The sequence below is a fragment of the Streptomyces sp. NPDC086787 genome, assembly GCF_044745865.1.
In the GTDB taxonomy this organism is placed as follows: Bacteria; Actinomycetota; Actinomycetes; order Streptomycetales; family Streptomycetaceae; genus Streptomyces.
The window spans coordinates 1068305-1086198 of record NZ_JBIVBC010000001.1; the positions used below are offsets into that span (position 1 = coordinate 1068305).

At 71.9% G+C, this 17894-nt stretch carries 17 protein-coding genes; 7 read left to right on the forward strand and 10 right to left on the reverse strand.

Translation table 11 applies throughout. The features are described 5' to 3' along the window. Positions 1–20: 20 nt before the first annotated feature. From ACIPK3_RS04965 to ACIPK3_RS04975, 3 genes are all read right to left on the reverse strand, one after another. Positions 21–728 (reverse strand): calcium-binding protein, encoded by a 708-nt coding sequence (locus ACIPK3_RS04965; protein ID WP_402566605.1) that lies wholly within the window; start codon positions 726–728, stop codon positions 21–23. Next, positions 725–1888 (reverse strand): non-hydrolyzing UDP-N-acetylglucosamine 2-epimerase, encoded by a 1164-nt coding sequence (gene wecB, locus ACIPK3_RS04970; RefSeq protein WP_402566606.1) that lies wholly within the window; start codon positions 1886–1888, stop codon positions 725–727. The genes ACIPK3_RS04965 and wecB overlap by 4 nt, the downstream gene beginning before the upstream one ends. Before the next feature lie 121 nt (positions 1889–2009). After that, complete coding sequence (locus ACIPK3_RS04975) at positions 2010–3224, reverse strand: glycosyltransferase (protein WP_402566860.1); 1215 nt, start codon at positions 3222–3224, stop codon at positions 2010–2012. A gap of 473 nt (positions 3225–3697) precedes the next feature. Here ACIPK3_RS04975 and ACIPK3_RS04980 point away from each other — a divergent pair, with 473 nt between their 5' ends. Beyond that, entirely contained in the window at positions 3698–5491 is a 1794-nt protein-coding gene (locus ACIPK3_RS04980; protein ID WP_402566607.1) for a DUF2334 domain-containing protein, read from the forward strand. 35 nt (positions 5492–5526) lie between these two features. After that, positions 5527–6537, forward strand: a complete 1011-nt coding sequence (locus ACIPK3_RS04985) for a glycoside hydrolase family 113 (protein ID WP_402566608.1) — start codon at positions 5527–5529, stop codon at positions 6535–6537. A gap of 16 nt (positions 6538–6553) precedes the next feature. On the opposite strand, the gene ACIPK3_RS04990 is transcribed toward ACIPK3_RS04985, so the two are convergent. Then, entirely contained in the window at positions 6554–7507 is a 954-nt protein-coding gene (locus ACIPK3_RS04990; RefSeq protein ID WP_402566609.1) for an acyl-CoA dehydrogenase family protein, read from the reverse strand. Further along, positions 7507–8646 (reverse strand): acyl-CoA dehydrogenase family protein, encoded by a 1140-nt coding sequence (locus ACIPK3_RS04995; protein ID WP_402566610.1) that lies wholly within the window; start codon positions 8644–8646, stop codon positions 7507–7509. Before ACIPK3_RS04995 ends, ACIPK3_RS04990 begins: the two co-directional genes overlap by 1 nt. Before the next feature lie 70 nt (positions 8647–8716). Here ACIPK3_RS04995 and ACIPK3_RS05000 point away from each other — a divergent pair, with 70 nt between their 5' ends. Genes ACIPK3_RS05000 through ACIPK3_RS05010 form a run of 3 tightly spaced genes read left to right on the forward strand, consistent with a single transcriptional unit; the run spans position 8717 to position 11325 of the window. Next, complete coding sequence (locus ACIPK3_RS05000) at positions 8717–9502, forward strand: SDR family oxidoreductase (RefSeq protein WP_402566611.1); 786 nt, start codon at positions 8717–8719, stop codon at positions 9500–9502. A gap of 12 nt (positions 9503–9514) precedes the next feature. Further along, positions 9515–10126 carry a TetR/AcrR family transcriptional regulator gene (locus ACIPK3_RS05005; RefSeq protein ID WP_402566612.1) on the forward strand — a complete coding sequence of 204 codons (612 nt, stop codon included), beginning with the start codon at positions 9515–9517 and terminating at the stop codon, positions 10124–10126. 41 nt (positions 10127–10167) lie between these two features. Further along, positions 10168–11325 (forward strand): acetyl-CoA C-acetyltransferase, encoded by a 1158-nt coding sequence (locus ACIPK3_RS05010; protein WP_402566613.1) that lies wholly within the window; start codon positions 10168–10170, stop codon positions 11323–11325. A gap of 441 nt (positions 11326–11766) precedes the next feature. Here ACIPK3_RS05010 and ACIPK3_RS05015 read toward each other — a convergent pair whose 3' ends face one another. Genes ACIPK3_RS05015 through ACIPK3_RS05030 form a run of 4 tightly spaced genes read right to left on the reverse strand, consistent with a single transcriptional unit; the run spans position 11767 to position 15160 of the window. Then, positions 11767–12831 carry an NAD(P)H-dependent flavin oxidoreductase gene (locus tag ACIPK3_RS05015; RefSeq protein ID WP_402566614.1) on the reverse strand — a complete coding sequence of 355 codons (1065 nt, stop codon included), beginning with the start codon at positions 12829–12831 and terminating at the stop codon, positions 11767–11769. Beyond that, positions 12831–13571, reverse strand: coding sequence for a CoA-transferase subunit beta (locus ACIPK3_RS05020; RefSeq protein ID WP_402566615.1), 741 nt, complete (start codon positions 13569–13571; stop codon positions 12831–12833). The genes ACIPK3_RS05015 and ACIPK3_RS05020 overlap by 1 nt, the downstream gene beginning before the upstream one ends. Continuing rightward, the gene (locus tag ACIPK3_RS05025) at positions 13568–14416 is read right to left on the reverse strand and encodes a CoA transferase subunit A (protein ID WP_402566616.1); all 849 of its coding nucleotides are present in this window, start codon (positions 14414–14416) and stop codon (positions 13568–13570) included. Before ACIPK3_RS05025 ends, ACIPK3_RS05020 begins: the two co-directional genes overlap by 4 nt. Next, positions 14417–15160, reverse strand: a complete 744-nt coding sequence (locus ACIPK3_RS05030; RefSeq protein WP_402566617.1) for an enoyl-CoA hydratase family protein — start codon at positions 15158–15160, stop codon at positions 14417–14419. It abuts the gene before it with no gap. Between the two features lie 101 nt (positions 15161–15261). Between ACIPK3_RS05030 and ACIPK3_RS05035 the strand changes: the two genes are divergently transcribed. Both ACIPK3_RS05035 and ACIPK3_RS05040 read left to right on the forward strand, forming a co-directional pair. Further along, the gene (locus ACIPK3_RS05035; protein WP_402566618.1) at positions 15262–16008 is read left to right on the forward strand and encodes an SDR family oxidoreductase; all 747 of its coding nucleotides are present in this window, start codon (positions 15262–15264) and stop codon (positions 16006–16008) included. A 1-nt stretch (position 16009) separates the two neighbouring features. Next, positions 16010–16912, forward strand: a complete 903-nt coding sequence (locus tag ACIPK3_RS05040; RefSeq protein ID WP_402566619.1) for an SDR family oxidoreductase — start codon at positions 16010–16012, stop codon at positions 16910–16912. Positions 16913–16922: 10 nt separating this feature from the next. On the opposite strand, the gene ACIPK3_RS05045 is transcribed toward ACIPK3_RS05040, so the two are convergent. Next, entirely contained in the window at positions 16923–17804 is an 882-nt protein-coding gene (locus ACIPK3_RS05045; RefSeq protein ID WP_402566620.1) for a hypothetical protein, read from the reverse strand. Between the last annotated feature and the right edge of the window lie 90 nt (positions 17805–17894).

A 17894-nucleotide genomic window follows, 5' to 3' on the forward strand; every position in this document is an offset into this window, starting at 1 on the left:
CGCCCCTTGCCACCCCTTTGTCATCCCGAACGTGCCGTCAGCCCCTCGAACCGCACGGTCGCGTCCTCGGTGTACGCCCCCACCCTGCCCTCGTTGTAGGGGCGTTCGGTGTCGGTGAAGGTCACCAGATGTTTCCCGCCCGTCTCGACGTCGAGGACGGCGCCGTTCTGCTCCACCCGCACCGGGTACCAGTCGCCGACCGGGTACGGCGCCGGCCCCGTCGCCAGGAACCGCTGGCCCCCGGGATAGGCGGGGTCCCGTTTGCCCAGCTCCCATCCGTTGGGCTTGAGGGTGATGTAGTAGAAGTGCTCCGGGTCGGTGTACGCCCAGACCAGCCACGGCACTTCCCAGGGGTTCGGGTCGGGATCACGCAGCTGCTTCTCCGTCCGCATCCGTGCCTCGTACCGCACATCCGTGTAGGAGGCGGTGCTCACCACCAGGCCCGCGTGGGTGCTCCCCGGGTCCTCGGCGGGCCGGGGGGAGAGCCACAGGGAGCCGTCGTCGCCCACGTTGGTGCCGTGGCCGTTGAACACCGAGAGCCAGCGGCCGTGGGTCGTGCCGTCGATCCAGGGCTCGGGTGCCGGCGCGGCACTGCGGCACTGGCTGATCGCGACCGACAGCAGCGCGGCCAGCGCGAGCGTCAGCGCCAGCGAGGTGAGCAGACGGCCCCTGCGCCCGGCCGGGACCGGCGGGATCCGGCGGGCGGGGCGCAGGGGTGAGGGAGTCATGCCGCCGAGTATGGCCCGGAAGCGGTGAGGCCGACGGGTACTTCGGCGGCGAAGTCCTCGGCCAGCTGGGCCAGTACGCGGGCGGCGGCCAGCCCGTCGCCGAACGGGTTGCCGGCGTCCGCCATCCGCCGGTACTCCTCCGGATCGTCCAGCAGCTTCCCGGCCCAGGTCACGATGGTGTCCGGATCCGTGCCGATCAGCCGCGCGGCGCCGGCCTCGACCGCCTCCGGGCGCTCGGTGGTCGTGCGCAGTACCAGCGCGGGCTTGCTCAGGCTCGGCGCCTCCTCCTGGATGCCGCCTGAGTCGGTGAGCACCAGATCGCACTCGGCGAGCGTCGCGGCGAAGTCCAGGTAGTCCAGCGGTTCCACGATCGAGATTCCGGCCTGGCCGTCGAGTTCGGGCAGCAGCGCGTCCCGTACGGCGGGACTCTTGTGCAGCGGCAGCACGATCTCCACGTCCCCGCGCCGGGCGAGCCGGGTGAGTGCCCGGCCCATGCCGCGCATCCGCTCGCCCTGGTTCTCCCTGCGGTGCAGGGTGACCAGGACGCGGCGCCCGGCGGTGCGGAACGCGGAGGTGCCGGTGCCCTCCGCCAGCACCCACAGCAGATTGTCGATCACCGTGTTGCCGGTGGTGAAGACCTGCTCCGCCGGGACCCCCTCGTCGGTCAGATGCCGTGCGGCGCGCGAGGTCGGGGCGAAGTGCCAGCGGGCGATACGGCCGATGAGGCTGCGGTTCAGCTCCTCGGGGAAGGGGTTGTCGATGACGCCGGTGCGCAGGCCCGCCTCGACATGTGCGACCGGCACCTTCTCGTAGAAGGCCGCCAGGGCACCGGCCAGCGCGGTGGTGGTGTCCCCCTGCACCACCACCAGGTCCGGCCGCTGCTCGCGCATCACCTCGCCCAGCCGGTCGACCAGTCGGGCGGTCAGCTCGGACAACTGCTGCCTGGTGCGCATCACGTCGAGTGAGACGCGTACGTCGACACAGAGAAGTCCGAGCATCTGGTCCAGCATCTCGCGGTGCTGGCCGGTGGTCACGACGATCGGCTCGAACTGCTCGCTGTCGGCCATCGCCCGCGCCACCGGGGCGAGTTTGATCGCCTCCGGCCGGGTGCCGAGCACGAGCATGGCGCGTACGGGCACGGTTGACGTGGGTGTGGACATGGAAAGCCCCCCTAGGGCATGCGCGACCGTCACGGGGCCGCGCGGGACGTGCGGTGAGATGAGAGAAGAAGAGACGCTGAGAGAAGCGGAGAGAAGCTGAGAGAAGAGAGATGAGGTGCGCTCAGGTGCGCGCGGTCTTCAGCCAGGTCCGTTTGCCGGTGAGCATCCGCCAGAACCCCCACCAGCCGGCGGCGAACCAGATGTAGCCGTAGAAGACGAAGGCGTGGGCGAGCAGCACACAGCGCGTCAGCCCGAGCTGCCGCTCACGCTTGAAGTACACGAAGCCGTAGGTGTAGGCCGCCGTGAACGACAGCACGTACGGCCCGAACAGCCACATGGGCGACACGAGCGTGTGTCCCACCTGAAGGGACGCCACGACCGTGGCGCCGAGGGCCGCCAGGAAGGAGATGGGCAGCAGCGAGGTGAGCAGGATCAGTACCGGGCTGGACAGGTGGTAGAGCATGTCCAGCGCCGGGCGGGTGGGCACGTCCCGCAGGATGAGCGGCACGAGCCCCGCGGACTGGAGGTGCCCCTGGAACCAGCGGGATCGCTGCCGGACCAGGCGCCGCAGGCTGAGCACGGCCTGCTGGGAGACCGCGGCGGTGGTGCAGTGCATGTTGGTCCAGCCCTTGGCGATCAGCCGCACCCCGAGGTCGAGATCCTCGGTGAGACTGTCGCTCCAGGGGCCGTCGCCGTCCAGCGTGTCGAGCGCCGCCAGCCGCATGAACTGGCCGTTGCCGCCCATGCCCACGCTGCCGATGAAGCGCCGGGCGCTCTGGAAGACGTCGCCGTACACGACGAACTCCATGTCCTGCATCCGGGCGAGCAGCCCGAGGTCCCGGTTGTACATACGGACGCAGACCTGAACCGCGCCCGTGCCCGGGTCGTCGAAGTACGGGTCGACGGACTGCATGATGTGCGGATCGAGCCGCCCGTCCGCGTCGACCACGCAAAGGACCACGTCCGCCGGATCGCGTCCGGCGAGCAGGCCCGACTCCCGCAGGTACCGCACCCCGTCGTTGAGCGCGGCGCCCTTGCCCCGGCGCGCGTTCGGCGGATTGCGCCGGTGCAGCCGGACGAGGCCCGGCTCCGCGGCCAGTGCGATCTCGCTGGTGCGGTCGTCCGAGCCGTCGTCGATCACGAGTGCCATGAAATTGTCGGCGGGCAGCGAAGTGATGCGCGCCAGACTTTCGGAAAGCACTTTCTCCTCGTTGAGGCACGCGAGCAGAAAAACGTAGAACCGTTCTCTCCGGTCGGTCCGGGAGCGGCGAATTCTGCGTCGCGAGAGAAGGAAAAGGCTTGTGTTGTAGCAGCCGGCCATGACGATCAGGACCATGCTGGACCACAGGAGCGACTCAATAATCACGAGTGCCCCCGGTATGGGCCCGCACCCTGTTCCGCTGCCGTCGCAGCGGTACCCGGGCGAGCAGTATCAGAGCGGCCGTCAGGCAATAGAACAGGAATCCGGCTCCCGCGGTTGCCTGTAGCGCTTTGGCCAGCGGTAGGCCGGGAATGGCTTTCGGTGCGGCCATCGCTCCTGCGAGAGGCAACAGTGCCCCCAGGGCGGGTCGTCCGTACATTGTCCCCCCATATTCGGTGCGCGTCCCCAACGCGCGGTGGTGAACTTAGCAGACCTTCCGATGAGCGCGGAGTGCGTTTGACAGCCGACCTGGTGATCAGAAGAATCGGTGCCTTCCTGTCGCCAAATGTTTCGTCAATCATTTGGCAAAGAGGGGGGAAGTTATCGTGAGACGTGCGACTCCAGCCTGGAATCGGGCACGCAATCGAATTTCAGTTGTTCTACTGGTCGTGGTCGCTCTGCTGAGCGGCACATTCCTGGCCACCAACGCGCAGGCCGTGGGGGGACCCGGAGCGCGCCGCCACCATGGTGAGGCCCATGGACCCAGGTCGGGACTGAGCAAGATCGACCTGGCCGGCTGGGCGAAGGCCCAGCTCGCGGCGGACAAGGCCCGGCGTGCCAAGAAGAAGCCCATCACCGGTGCCCTCGGGTCCGTCGTCGGCACCGCGACCGCGGTGACCCGGCAGGCGACCGCCCTGCTCGCCTCCGCGGACACGGCGGCGGCGGCCAACCCGACCACTCTGGTCCTGTACGACAACCAGGGCCCCTACGGTCAGCTCGGCGAGTTGTACGCGATGGCCGCGGCCAACCTCTCCGGCCACTTCGGCACGGTGACCGCCAAGCCGGTGCAGCAGTACACCGCCGGCATGCTCAACTCGTACTCGGCCGTCATCTACATCGGCTCCACCTACTACGGCGGCAGCGTCCCGGACGCCATCCCGGCCGCGTTCTACACCGACGTGGCGGCCGGCACCAAGCCGGTGATCTGGATGGGCGCCAACATCTGGAACATGGGCAGCGCGGTCGGCGCGACCCAGTTCGCCCAGAAGTACGGCTGGGACCCGACGACCTCGTACTACGAGGACGGCGGCTCGGTCGGCACCGTCACGAAGGTGTCGTACCGCGGCCAGGACCTCACCCGCAACATCCCGGCAGGCCAGGACGGCGGCGTGCTGCGCCCCAACGTCCTGACCGGCACCGGCTACCCCGCCGTCACCCGGGTCGCCGAGGGTCTGGACAGCTCCAACGGACACACCTTCGGCTGGGCGGTGCGGTCGTCCAACCTCACCTACATCGGCGAGATCCCGTTCGCCTACGTCTCCGAGGCCGACCGGATCATCGCCTTCGAGGACCTGCTCTTCGACGCCCTCGCCCCGGCCACGGCCGAACGGCACCGGGCGATGGTGCGGCTGGAGGACATCAGCCCCAACTCGGATCCCACCGAGCTGCGGTCGATGGCCGACTACCTCGCCTCGCAGAACATCCCGTACGGCATCAACGTGATCCCCGTCTACACGGACCCGAACGGCACCTACAACAACGGGACCGCGCAGACGATCACCCTCGCGCAGAAGCCGCAGGTGGTCAGCGCACTCAAGTACATGCTGGCGCACGGCGCGGTCCTGATGGACCACGGCTACACCCACCAGTACAAGAACGTCGCCAACCCCTACAACGGCGTGACGGGTGACGACTTCGAGTTCTACCGTGCTCACGTGGACACCGCGGACAATGTCGTCTACGACGGCCCGGTCGCCGAGGACTCCGCCCTGTGGGCGCAGACCCGGGTGACCAGCGCCCTGCTCCAGTTCACGCTGGCGGGCCTGCCGAAGCCGACGCTGTGGACCACCCCGCACTACGCGGGCTCCGCGGCCGACTACAAGGTGTTCAGCGCCAACTTCAACGCCCGGCTGGAACGTTCGCTCTACTTCGCCGGCACCCTGGGTGGCGCTTCTGCGGCCCCGAACACGTTCATCGGACAGTTCTTCCCGTACGTCGTCAAGGACGTGTACGGAACCAAGGTGCTGCCCGAGAACATCGGCAACTACGAGCCGGAGGCGGCCAACAACCACCCGGCCCGCCTGCCCGCCGACCTGATCGCTTCGGCCAAGGCGAACCTGGCCGTACGTGATGGTGTGGCGAGCTTCTTCTACCACCCGTACTACGAACTCCAGCCCCTGAAGGACACGATCGACGGCATCAAGGCCCTCGGTTACACCTTCGTCAGCCCGGCGGCCCTGTGACGGCGCACGCCCCGAAGAGGAGGACCGTCGCCGTCATGGCGGCGGTCCTCCTCGCCGTCGCCGGATGCACGTCCACCGGCACGGACAAGGGGGCCGCCCCCGGCAGCACTCCCGGCACGGAGACGACCATGCGCGGCATGACCCTGCCCTCGTGGAACCGCGACGACTACGACAGCCCGGACGCGCCCCGCTATCTGCGCGACATCCGGGCCACCGGCGCGCGCTGGGTGACCCTCACCCCGACCTGGTACCAGGCCCGCGCCACCGACTCCGGCCCGCACACCACGGAGGAGACCGCCGACGACGCGAGCCTGCGCCGGATCGTGGAGCGGGCCCACGCCGCCGGTCTCAAGGTGATGATCAAGCCGCATGTGGACCTGCCGGGCGACCTCGACCGCGCGCGGATCCGTCCCCGCGACCGGGGCGCCTGGTTCACCGCCTACCGCCGTTTCATCACCCACTACGCGGACCTGGCCGCGGACACCGACGCCGAGCAACTGGCGGTCGGCACCGAACTCGCCGGGGTCTCCGGCGACACCGCGCCGTGGACCGAGGTGATCAAGGCGGTCCGCGACCACTACGACGGCCCGCTGACCTACGCCGCCAACTACGACGAGTACCGGCACATCCGCTTCTGGAAGGCCCTCGACGTGATCGGCATCGACGCCTACTGGCCGCTCACCGGTAAGCCCAGCGCCGACCCCGCCGTGCTGAACCGCGCCTGGGCCCCGATCCGGCGGGAGCTCGCCGAGTTCTCGGCGCGTCAGGGCCGCCGGATCCTCTTCACCGAGGCCGGCTACGTCAGCCAGAGCGGCTCCACCACCGCCCCGTACTCCTGGACCGTCAGCGAACGCCCGGCCCCCGCCGAACAGGCCGCCGCCTACCGCGCGCTCCTCGACTCCTTCGAGGGCCGCTCCTGGTGGGCCGGCGTGTGCTGGTGGATGTGGGACGACTGGCCGGGCAGCGGTGAGACACCGGCCCGCCTGGCATACACCCCGCACGGCAAACCGGCGGAGCAGGTGCTGCGCGAGAAGTGGGCCCGCTGACCCGCCCCGGGCCGGGTCAGCGGGCCTGTCCGCCGAGGGCCCGCTCACGACACTCGTCAGGACCGCCCCAGGCCGAGCGGAGCGCGCGCGCCCTGGTCAACCACAGGGACAGGTCGTACTCGGCGGTGTAGCCGATCGCACCGTGCAGATGCAGCGCGGTACGGGCGGTGGAGTACGCCGCCTCGCACGCCGTCAGCTTGGCGGCGGCCACGTCCGCCGGGTCCATCGTCAGGGCGGCGCCGAAGAGCAGGGGGCGCGCGAACTCCAGGGCGGTCTTCGCGTCGGCCAGCCGGTGCTTGACCGCCTGGAAGGAACCGACGGGCACGCCGAACTGGCTGCGCTGTCCGGCGTACGCGACGGTCCGGTCGAGGAGTGCGAGCCCCACGCCGAGTGCCTGGGCGGCCGTGGCGAGGCGGGCCCAGGCCAGGGCGTGGTCCGTGGGCGGGCCGGGCGTGAGGAGTTCACCGCCGGGGGAGAGGAGGGTGAGGCGGCGGGCGGGGTCCAGGGAGTGGCGCACCGGGCCGGGGCCCGGGGACAGCCACAGGCCGTCGGGGGCGAGCGCGAGGTGGACCGTCGCCGCGTCCCCGTCCAGGGCGTACCCACCGCCGGAGGCGACCGTCGCCATGGCCGTGCCGTCGGCGAGCGCGGGCAGGAACCGTTTGGCCGGGCCCGGCCCGGTGAGCAGCGCGGCCGCGGCGACCGTCTCCACCAGGGGGCCGGGGACCGCGTGCCGGCCCAGTTCCACGAAGGCGGCCGCGAGTTCCACCGGCCGCGGGCCCAGACCCTCGTAGGCCTCCGGCACCGCCAGTCCGAACACCCCCGCCTCCGCGAGACGGGACCACAGCGCCCGGCCGCTCGCGTGGTCGCCGCGGCTCCAGTCCCGGATCACGGACGGCGTGTCCGCGGCCGTGAGCATCGCGTGCAGCGAGCCGGTGAAGGCGCGCTGCTCGGCGTCGAGGAGGAAGCGCATCAGCGGCGTCCCTTCGGCAGGCCGAGCAGGCGCTCGGCGATGATGTCGCGCTGGATCTCGTTCGTGCCCGCGTAGATGGGGCCCGCGAGGGCGAAGACATAGCCCTCCGCCCAGCCGGAGTCCGCGAACTCGCCGTCGTCGCCGAGCAGGTCGAGCGCCGTCTCGTGCAGCGTGAGGTCGAGCTCTGACCAGAAGACCTTGTTCAGGCTGGACTCGGCGCCGAGGGACTCGCCGTCCAGGAGCCGGGAGGCGGCCGCGTAGGTGAACAACTGGTAGGCGCGGGCGCCGATCACCGCTTCGGCCACCCGGGCGCGCGCGGACGCGGGGCTGCCCTTGGCCCGCCACAGCTCCGCCAGCCGGGCGGCCGAGGCGAGGTAGCGGCCGGGGGAGCGCAGGGTGAGGCCGCGCTCGTTGCCCGCCGTCGACATCGCGATCCGCCAGCCCTGGCCGGGCTCGCCGATCACGTCCTCGTCCGGCACGAACACCTCGTCCAGGAACAGCTCGGCGAACGCGGGCTTCCCGTCCAGGCGGCCGATCGGACGGACCGTGACGCCGGGTGCCCGCAGGTCGAACATCAGGTAGGTGAGGCCCTGGTGGGGCTTCGGCGCCCCGGGTTCACTGCGGAACAGCCCGAAGGCGCGGTCGGCGAACGCGGCCCGCGACGACCACGTCTTCTGCCCGCTCAGCAGCCAGCCGCCGTCCGTGCGCACCGCCCGCGAGGCCAGGGAGGCGAGGTCGGAGCCCGCCCCCGGTTCGGACCAGGCCTGTGCCCAGACCACCTCGCCCGTGGCCATCGGCGGCAGCACACGCGCGCGTTGCTCCCGGCCCCCGTGCTCGAAGAGGGTCGGGGCGAGCAGGCTGACGCCGTTCTGGCCGACCCGGCCGGGCGCGCCCGCGGCCCAGTACTCCTCCTCGAAGACCAGCCAGCGCATCAGCCCGGCGCCCCGGCCGCCGTACTCCTCGGGCCAGGACACCACCGACCAGCGGTCCGCGGCCAGTTCGGCCTCCCAGGCGCGGTGCGCCGCGAAGCCTTCCCCGGTCTCCAGGGACGGCAGTGGCGTGCGGGGCACATGGGCGCGGAGCCAGGAGCGGGCCTCGGCGCGGAACTCCTCGTCGGCCGGAGTGTGGGCGAGGTCCACGGCGGCCCTCCTTCCCCGGAGCGTTCCCGGAAGCTTCCCTAACAAGTGTTTGGTAGGTTAGCGTGGGGCCATGACAGGCGTCGAGAGTCCGGCGTACGTCCCCGGACACGGGCTGCTGAAAGGGCGCACCGCCGTCATCACCGCGGCGGCCGGAGCGGGCATCGGCGGGGCGACGGCCCGCCGCTTCCTGGAGGAGGGCGCGCGCGTGCTGATCAGCGACGCGCACCCGCGCAGGCTGAAGGAGCACGAGACCCGGCTGGCCCGGGAGTTCCCGGGAGCAGTGACCGCGACCCCCTGTGACGTCACCGACGAGTCCCAGGTGCGGGCGCTGTTCGCCACCGCCGAACGGGAGCATGGCCGACTGGACGTGGTCGTCAACAACGCCGGACTCGGCGGCACCTCCGACCTGGCCGACATGACCGACGAGCAGTGGTCCCGGGTCCTGGACGTGACCCTGAACGGCACCTTCCGCTGCACCCGCGCGGCCCTGCGCTCGATGCGGGAGAGCGGCGCGGGCGTGATCGTCAACAACGCCTCGGTCCTCGGCTGGCGCGCCCAGGCCGGTCAGGCGCACTACGCGGCGGCGAAGGCCGGGGTGATGGCCCTGACCCGGTGCGCGGCCGTCGAGGCGGCGGAGTACGGCGTGCGGGTGAACGCGGTTGCGCCGAGCCTCGCCATGCATCCGCACCTGGCGAGCGTGACCACCCCGGAACTGCTGGCGGAACTGACCGCCCGCGAGGCCTTCGGCCGGTACGCGGAGCCGTGGGAGGTGGCCAACGTGATTGTCTTCCTGGCCTCCGGCTACTCCTCCTACCTGACCGGCGAAGTCGTCAGCGTCAGCAGCCAGCGCGCCTAGGACAATGGACCCGTGCCGACCAAGAAGAAGCCCCAGGTGACCGCCGCCCAGGACCGCCGCCGTGAACTCCTCGACACTGCCGCCGAGGTCTTCGCCGAACAGGGCTACAACGCCACCACCGTCCGCAAGATCGCGGACCACGCCGGCATGCTCGCGGGCAGCCTCTACTACCACTTCGACTCCAAGGAGTCGATGCTGGAGGAGATCCTGCGCACCTTCCTCGACGAGCTGTGGGGCGGCTACGACACCGTCCTGGACTCCGGTCTGGGACCCCGTCAGACGCTGGAGGCGCTCGTCACCGAGTCGTTCCGGGAGATCGACCGGCACCGTGCCGCCGTCGCCATCTACCAGAAGGAGAGCAGGCAACTGGTCGCGCAGGACCGGTTCACCTTCCTCGCCGAGTCCCAGCTCAGGTTCGAGAAGGCCTGGCTGTCCACCCTGGAACGCGGAGTCGCGGCCGGTGTCTTCCGCGACGACCTCGACGTCCGGCTCACCTACCGGTTCGTGCGCGACACGGTGTGGGTCGCCGCGTCCTGGTACCGGCCCGGCGGGCTGCACAGCCCGGAGGAGATCGCCCGGCAGTACCTCTCGATGGTGCTGGACGGCATCGCCATACGCGAATGACCCATTCATCCTGAACGACCCTTTCTCTCAGGGGAGTTGTCATGACCGAGGCCTACCTGGTCGAAGCGGTGCGGACGCCCGTCGGGCGGCGCGGGGGCGGACTGAGCGGGGTCCACCCGGCCGACCTGGGCGCCCATGTGCTCAAGGAACTCGTCGCCCGCGCGGGCGTGGACCCGGGCGCCGTGGAGGACGTCGTCTTCGGCTGCCTGGACACGGTCGGGCCGCAGGCCGGCGACATCGCCCGGACCTGCTGGCTGGCGGCCGGGCTGCCCGAGGAGGTGCCGGGTGTCACCATCGACCGGCAGTGCGGCTCCTCGCAGCAGGCCGTCCACTTCGCCGCCCAGGGTGTGCTCTCCGGCACCCAGGACCTGGTGGTCGCCGGCGGGGTGCAGAACATGTCGCAGATCCCCATCGCCTTCGCCACCCGGCAGGCCGCCGAGCCGCTCGGACTGACCGAGGGGCCGTTCGCCGGCAGCGAGGGCTGGCGGGCCCGCTACGGCCGAAAGCCCGTCAACCAGTTCGCCGGCGCCGAGATGATCGCCGCCAAGTGGGGCATCACCCGGCAGGACCAGGAGGAGTACGCCCTGCGCTCGCACCGGCGCGCGATCCGGGCGATCGACGAAGGCCGCTTCGACCGCGAGACCGTCGCCCTCGGCCGGGTCACGGCCGACGAGGGCCCGCGCCGCGACACCTCACTGGAGAAGATGGCCGCGCTGAAGCCGGTCGTCGACGGCGGCACCGTCACCGCGGCCTGCTCCTCGCAGGTCTCGGACGGCGCCGCCGCCATGCTGATCGCCTCCGAGCGGGCGGTACGCGAACACGGTCTGCGACCCCGCGCTCGTGTGCACCACCTCTCCGTCCGCGGCGAGGACCCCATCCGCATGCTCACCGCGCCGATCCCGGCCACCGCGCACGCCCTGAAGAAGACCGGCCTGACCATCGACGCCATCGACCTCGTCGAGATCAACGAGGCCTTCGCCCCGGTCGTCCTCGCCTGGCTCAAGGAGACCGGCGCCGACCCCGAGAAGGTCAACGTCAACGGCGGCGCCATCGCCCTCGGCCACCCCCTCGGTGCGACCGGTGTCCGGCTGATGACCACCCTGCTGCACGAACTGGAGCGCACCGGCGGCCGGTTCGGCCTCCAGACCATGTGCGAGGGCGGCGGTCAGGCCAACGTGACCATCATCGAACGGATCTGACACCCCGCCGGCGCCCGACACCCGACATCCGGCGCCCGGGCCGCCGGACTCCGGGCGCCGTGCGTCAGGAGGCCGGGAGAGCAGCCCGGCGGCACGCCCGCCGCCTCCGTGTACATCTCGCGTGCACACCTCGGCCTCGCGGCGGGCGGCCGCCACCGCCCTGTGCCGCGCCTCGTCCCGCAGGGCAGGCTTTTTCGCCAACGCCGAACCCCCAAGTGGTCGGCGGCCTGGAGCCCCCCACGCGCCGACCGAGTCCACGACCGGCCGCTGCAACGCGTCGAGTGCCACGGTCCCGGGACCGCGGCACCCGCTGTCCCGTGCGGCGCGGCACCTCACGTCACCGCGCCACCGCCGTGCCGCGATCGGGAACGTCGCGTCCGGGGCCGGTTCCAGCCCGTCCACCGTGAGCTTCGACCGAGCCGGCCCGGACGGCCTTCTCCGTCATCCCCGCACCGAAGCCCCCGCCCCCGGCAGCGCGCCGACGACTTCCCCGGCCTCGGCCATGATCCGCGCCACCAGCTCCGCGCACGACGGCAGATCCTCGATCACCCCGGCGACCTGCCCGGACGCCATCACCCCCAGATCCGTACGGCCCTCCACCATCGCGGCCCGCAGCAGCATCGGCGTGTTCGCGGCGAGCAGCACCTGACTCCAGGACAGCTCCTTGCCGTGCTTCATCGCCAGCCCGTCCCGGACCATCCGCCGCCAGGTGAGCCCCGACAGCCTCCGGAACCCGGCCGCCCGGCGCACCGCGTGCGCCAGTACACGGACCCGCCCGGACCGCTCCAGCGAATCCACCAGGTCGGTACGCAGCATCCGGTGCGGCAGCCCGTCCACCGCCCGGGTGACCGTGACGTCCCGGACCGTCGCCGCCAGATACCTGGCCTTCACCGTGTCCGGCACCGTCGAGTCCGCGGTGAGCAGGAACCGCGTGCCCATCGCCACTCCCGCCGCCCCGTAGGCCAGCGCCGCCACCAACCCCCGGCCGTCGAAGAAGCCGCCCGCCGCCACCACGGGTATGCGCACCGCGTCCACCACCTGCGGCAGCAGCACGCTCGTGGCCACCTCACCGGTGTGCCCGCCGCCCTCCCCGCCCTGCACGATCACCGCGTCCGCGCCCCACTCGGCGACCTTCTCCGCGTGCCGCCGCGCCCCGACCGACGGGATCACCACCACCCCCGCCGCCTTGAGCCCGGCGATCAACTCCGGGGAAGGGGCGAGCGCGAACGACGCCACCCGAACACCCTCGTCGATGATCAGCCGCACCCGGTCGCCGGCGTCGCCCGCGTCCGCCCGCAGGTTCACGCCGAACGGCGCGTCCGTACGGGACCGGACCTCGTGTATCGCCCCGCGCAGCTCGTCCAGTGTCATGGTCGCGGACGCCAGGATGCCCAGCGCGCCCGCGTTCGCCACCGCCGACACCAGCCGTGGGCCCGCCACCCAGCCCATCCCGGTCTGCACGATCGGGTGCCGGACCCCGACCAGCCGGGTGAACGCCGTCTCCATCAGCCCCTCGCCCCCTCCGGCACCTCGCGCAGCCGGGCGCCGCCGGGGTCGAGCACCTCGCGGATCAGGCGCAGTTCCCCGGTGGTGGGCTCGCGGGTGCGGGGCACCTCCTCCGGGACCGTGAGCGCGAACCCGGTCGCCTCCCGCACCTCCTCGACGCTCACCCCCGGGTGCAGCGACGCCAGCCGCATGGTGCGGTCGGGTGTGGCGAAGTCGAGGACGCCGAGATCGGAGACGACTCGCGCGAGGCGGTGGTGACGGGCCGTGCCCGGATGCCGGGCGGCACGGTCGTACCCCACCCCGCACACCATGTCGACCTGCTCCACGAAGACCCGCCTGGAGTGTCTCGGGATCCAGTAACTCGTCGGGTTGTTCAACGTGTTCAGCGGTGCGCCGCGTACGCCGAGTAGTTGCCGCCGGGGTCTTTCCCAGTCGCCGACGCATGAGATGTTCTGGTTGCCGAACCGGTCGATCTGGCTCGCACCCATCATTACGTGCCGCCGCCCGCCGGTCACCAGGGCCAGGTGCTCGCGGTACGGCAGCCAGCCCTCCGGCGTCCCGTCCGGCCGCACGAGGGTCGCCTCCCCGTCGGTCAGCAGCAGGTCCGGCGCGAAGGTCAGCCGGGCCAGCCGGGCACCCAGCGAGGGGATCGGACCCATGGGGCTCGCCAGGATCTCACCGGCCCCACGCCAGGCCTCGGCACAGGCGATCACGCAGTAGTCGCTCCGCAGTGCGGTCATCCCCGCTCCCTCCGCCAGTCGCGCACCGCCGACCGGTACACCCCCTCGTCGCCGCCGAGGAACCGCTCGGCGAACTCCGGCCAGGCCATGGACGCGTACGCCCGCTGGAAGTCCTCGTCCCTGCCGTAGTCCGGGGCGCAGGACGTGAAGTGCGCGCCGTTCGGGGCCTCGACCACCCCCGTCACCGTGTGCCGTCGCAGCAGCAGCGTCTGGGGCGGTGCCTCCTTGGTCAGCTCGGCCGTGTCGACGATCCGTTCGCACGAGACGTAGGCCGCGTCCGCCGCCTCGCAGAACAGGTCGTCGAAGTACGGGTCCGGGCCCAGATACTGCCCGTTGCCCAGCCGGTCCCCGCGGTTGACGTGCACCAGGGCCGCGTCCAGCCGCAGGGCGGGCATCGCCACGAAGGTCTCCCCGTCCTCGTACGGCGAGTCGACGGTCCGCAGGCCGGGGTTGACCCGCATGACGTCCGAACCGATCCCCGCCCGCACCGGCAGGAAGGGCAGCCGCTGCGCGGCCGCGCGCAGTCCCCACATGAACATGCCCTCGTCGATCTCCATGAGCTCGAAGCCACCGCGCTCGCGCGCCGCCCGGTAGTGCGGTTCGAGCGGAATGGAGTCGAGGGTGACGAAGGCCGTCACCAGTTTGCGCACCCGCCCGGCCGCCGCCAGCATGCCGACGTCCGGGCCGCCGTACGACACCACCGTCAGATCGCCGATACCCGACCGGAGCAGCGCTCTGACCAGTGCCATCGGTTTGCGGCGGGACCCCCAGCCACCGATGCCGACCGTCATCCCGCTCGCCAGCCGGGACACCGCCTCGTCGGCGGTCATCGTCTTGTCGCCCACCTACGCGTCCTCCTTTCCGAACGTGTCCCTGACCCGGTCGGCCAGCCCACTGAGGTTGGCCTCGAAGGTGAAGCCCTGCTCGAAGCGGTAACTGCGGCGCACATCGACCGGGTCGATGCCGTTGATGGCCGCCTTGGCCATGCGCAGCAGCTCTCCGTCCTTGGCCGCGATCTCGCGCGCCAGCTCCAGCGCGGCCGCCCGCAGCTCCGCGCGCGGCACCACCCGCCACACCGAGCCGTGCGCGTGCAACTCGGCCGCGCTCGCGGTCCGCGAGGTGTAGTAGAGCGCCCGCATCAGATGCTGCGGGACCAGCCGGGCCAGATGCGTGGCCGCCCCCAGCGCGCCCCGGTCCAGCTCGGGCAGCCCGAACACGGCGTCCTCGCTCGCCACGATCGCGTCCGCGTTGCCCACCAGGCCTATCCCGCCGCCCAGGCAGAAGCCGTGCACCGCCGCGACCACGGGTGTCTCGCACTCGTACACCGCCGCGAAGGCCTCCGCGCAGCCCCGGTTGGCGCCGATCAGGGCCTCCTGCCCCCGGGTCTGTATCTCCTTGATGTCCACGCCCGCGTTGAAGCCGCGGCCCGCCGCGGTCAGCACCACGCAGCGCACCCGGGGATCGCGGCCCGCCGAGCGCACGGCCCCGGCCAGGGCGGACCAGCCTGCCGCCGGCACCGCGTTCACCGGCGGGTAGTCGACCGTGACGAGCGAAATCCCCTTTTCCGGGGACGAGGTGGAGACACCCATGGACGCATCAGCTACCTTCGCACTCAGCTGCCTTTCCACCAAACATTTGTTAGGTGTGGGGCTTCGAAGCTAGCAGCCGTCGAAGACGAGCGGGAGGGCCTGTGGACAACTCGCCGACCGGCAGGACCGTCGTCGTCACCGGCGGCACCCGGGGCGTCGGCGCCGGGATCGCGAAGGCCTTCGCCGACACCGGCGCCCACGTCGTCGTCTGCGCCCGCAGACCGCCCGAAGTCCTTCTGGACGGCGTGCGGTTCGCCCCGCTCGACCTGCGCGACCGGTCCGCCGTACGCGACTTCTTCGACGCACTGCCGCGGCTCGACGTCCTCGTCAACAACGCGGGCGGCACCCCCTACCGACGGCTCGCCGACGCGGACGCCGAACGGCACGCGCGGGTGATCGAGCTGAACCTGCTCACCCCGCTGACCGCCTCCCTCGCCGCCTACGAGCACCTCAGACGGACTCGGGGCTCGGTCGTGATGGTGGGCAGCGTCAGCGGCGGACGCCCCTCGCCGGGTTCCGCCGCCTACGGCGCGGCCAAGGCGGGGCTGGAGAACCTGGCCCGCTCCATGGCGGTGGAGTGGGCGCCGGACGTTCGCGTCAACACCCTCGTGGCCGGCATGGTGCGCACCGAGCTGTCCCACCTCCACTACGGCGGCGAGGACGGCGTCGCGGCGGTCTCCGGGACCGTTCCGCTCGGACGGCTGGCCCTGCCGGCCGACATCGGCGCCGCCGCCGTGTTCCTCGCCTCCGACGCCGCCGCCTACATCAGCGGGGCGAGCCTGCTCGTCCACGGCGGCGGCGAACGCCCCGCCTTCCTGGACGCGGCCACTGCCGACAACAAGGAGTGAGATGAGCGGAATCTGCGCGGACCGGGTCGTCGTCGTCACCGGCGCCGGACGGGGCCTCGGACGGGCGCACGCGCTGGCGTTCGCCGCCGAGGGCGCCCGGGTCGTCGTCAACGACCTCGGCGTCGGCCCGGACGGGTCACCGGGCGACGGCAGCCCGGCCGGACGGGTCGCCGACGAGATCCGGGCGGCGGGCGGCGAGGCGATCGTCCACGGCGGCGACATCGCGACCGGCGCCGGGGCCGAGTCCCTGGTGGCGGCGGCCCTGGAGGCCTACGGCCGGCTCGACACCCTCGTCAACAACGCGGGCTTCCTGCGCGACCGCATGCTCGTCAACCTCGACGAGGACGACTGGGACGCCGTACTCCGGGTCCATCTCAAGGGCCACTTCCTGCCCCTGAAACACGCCGCCGCGCACTGGCGGGCCGAGACCAGGGCCGGCCGGACACCGGTGGCCCGGATCATCAACACCAGCAGCGGCGCGGGCCTGCTGGGCTCCGTCGGACAGGGCAACTACAGCGCAGCCAAGGCCGGGATCGTCGGGCTGACCCTGGTCGCGGCCGCGGAGCTGCGCCGCTACGGCGTCCTCGTCAACGCCGTCGCCCCCGCGGCCCGTACCCGCATGACGGAACACGTCTTCGCCGACACCATGGCCGCCCCCGCCGCCGGCTTCGACGCCATGGCACCGGAGAACGTGTCACCCCTCGTGGTCTGGCTGGGCTCTGCCGCCGCCGATGTCACCGGCCGGGTCTTCGAGGCGGAGGCCGGGCGGATCACCGTCATGGAGGGCTGGCGCCCGGGCCCCACCGCTGACAAGGGCGCGCGGTGGACTCCGGCCGAGGCGGGGGAGACGGCGCTGAAGCTCCTCGCCAAGGCCCAGGAGCCGGGGCGCGTGTACGGCGCGTGAGGACGAGTCGTCAGGTGTCGCACTCCAGCACCGTCCGGCACAGTCCGCACCGCGCGCGGACCCGCCCCCGCACCGGTACCCGGATCCGCTGGAGGCAGGTCGGGCAGGGGAAGGAGACCCGCAGCCCGCCGGTCGCGTCGGGGCTGAAGTCGTACGGGGTGCCGGGCTGCGGCCGGTCGGCGTGGCGGCGGTCGTGGGCGTAGCGGCGACGGCCCGCCCAGCCGGCGTCGGTCAGCGGGGGCTGCTGCGCGTCACGGCGGGCGCGGGCCATGCCCTTGCCGTAGGCGGTGTACGCCTGCGGGCTGGTGAACCACACCGACGGGTCCTCGCCGAAGGCCAGGGAGCGCTTCGCCAGCACGTAGCCGAACTCCTCCGGTGTGAGATAGCCCAGCTTCTGCGACGAGACCGCGTCCTCGCGGTAGGCGTCCAGGAGGAGCCAGCCCGCGCCCAGATACGTCGTCACCGTGTCCGTGAGGATCTCGTTCTCCGCCGTGCTGGGGAACGACAGGTCCAGCCGGTGCAGATAGACATGCGTCACCTCGTGGGCCAGCGCCGCGCCGATGTCCTCGCGGTGGGTGCGGAACCGGTCGTTCAGTTCGACGAAGTACTCCGGGCCCGCCGCCAGTTCCACGCTCGCCGCGTGCGTCATCTCACGGAAGCCGACGATCATACGGGCGTCCGGCAGCCGGAAGTGCCGTACCAGCTCACGGGCCACCCGCTGCGCGCCCAGATGCAGGTCGTCGGTGTCGCAGAAGGCCACGTCGGCGGGGGCCACGCTGGCCGAGAAGGTCCGGACGGTCTCGTACGACAGCCGCCGGTACAGCGCGGTGACAGCCGTCCGCACCGTCTCCAGATGCGGGAACCCGTGCTCGACCGGTCCGCCGTTCGCCACGCCCCGACCCCCATAAGACGCCCTGGACTCCACCCCACTCTAGTGCGGGACCGGGGCCCGTCGTTCGGATCACGCCGCAGACGCGGGGCC

Bases quoted from the DNA above. Each gene is read 5' to 3' on its own strand.
- ACIPK3_RS05040 (WP_402566619.1), top strand. From the start codon at position 16,010: ATGAGCGGAATCTGCGCGGACCGGGTCGTCGTCGTCACCGGCGCCGGA.
- ACIPK3_RS04965 (WP_402566605.1), bottom strand. From the start codon at position 728: ATGACTCCCTCACCCCTGCGCCCCGCCCGCCGGATCCCGCCGGTCCCG.
- wecB (WP_402566606.1), bottom strand. From the start codon at position 1,888: ATGTCCACACCCACGTCAACCGTGCCCGTACGCGCCATGCTCGTGCTC.
- ACIPK3_RS04990 (WP_402566609.1), bottom strand. From the start codon at position 7,507: ATGCGCTTCCTCCTCGACGCCGAGCAGCGCGCCTTCACCGGCTCGCTG.
- ACIPK3_RS04975 (WP_402566860.1), bottom strand. From the start codon at position 3,224: ATGGTCCTGATCGTCATGGCCGGCTGCTACAACACAAGCCTTTTCCTT.
- ACIPK3_RS05015 (WP_402566614.1), bottom strand. From the start codon at position 12,831: ATGGAGACGGCGTTCACCCGGCTGGTCGGGGTCCGGCACCCGATCGTG.
- ACIPK3_RS04985 (WP_402566608.1), top strand. From the start codon at position 5,527: ATGGCGGCGGTCCTCCTCGCCGTCGCCGGATGCACGTCCACCGGCACG.
- ACIPK3_RS05030 (WP_402566617.1), bottom strand. From the start codon at position 15,160: ATGGGTGTCTCCACCTCGTCCCCGGAAAAGGGGATTTCGCTCGTCACG.
- ACIPK3_RS05020 (WP_402566615.1), bottom strand. From the start codon at position 13,571: ATGACCGCACTGCGGAGCGACTACTGCGTGATCGCCTGTGCCGAGGCC.
- ACIPK3_RS05010 (WP_402566613.1), top strand. From the start codon at position 10,168: ATGACCGAGGCCTACCTGGTCGAAGCGGTGCGGACGCCCGTCGGGCGG.
- ACIPK3_RS05000 (WP_402566611.1), top strand. From the start codon at position 8,717: ATGACAGGCGTCGAGAGTCCGGCGTACGTCCCCGGACACGGGCTGCTG.